Here is a 500-nt window from a genome sequence, read left to right on the forward strand (position 1 = left end):
CCCGACCCCAGGCTCGGGCGAAGCCGACGGCCCGACCCCAGGGTCGGGCGGTGCGGTCCGGGTCGCGGCGGCCTCGGCCTGCAGCTCGAGCATCCAGCGTTCGGGACCGGCTGAGGCCCGTGCGGTGCGGGCACGGTGCGCCTGCTCCCCCACCAGATGTCGGGCCCCCATGGCGTCCTGGTGGGGGACGGTCGGCACGACGGGACCGGGCGTGGAGTGCAGCGCCACCGACGCCACGCCCAGGCGCCGCTGGACCGGACCCTGGACCAGGCCCAGGGACTGGGTGCGCTCGTGGGGGACGACGACCAGCCGCCGGACGAACCTGCCGGAACGGGCCAGGAACGCCCGCTCGGTCAAGGCGTAGCCGTTCCGTCGCCAGGACCAGGGGTCCAACCAGATCGCGCGCCGGGGACTCGTGGTGAACCCGCAGTCCTGGTCCTGACCGGACAGCGCCGCGTCCAGCAGGGCGCGGGGGTCGTCGGTCCCCAGGTCAGGGAGCA

1 protein-coding gene is annotated in these 500 nt (G+C 75.6%); it reads right to left on the reverse strand.

What is annotated here, in order from left to right; all coding sequences use genetic code 11:
- On the reverse strand, window positions 1-500 hold a 500-nt coding region (locus N869_RS16015; RefSeq protein WP_035063393.1), incomplete at both ends, for a PH domain-containing protein.

It is taken from the genome of Cellulomonas bogoriensis 69B4 = DSM 16987, from assembly GCF_000767165.1.
GTDB classification, from domain to species: domain Bacteria; phylum Actinomycetota; class Actinomycetes; order Actinomycetales; family Cellulomonadaceae; genus Actinotalea; species Actinotalea bogoriensis.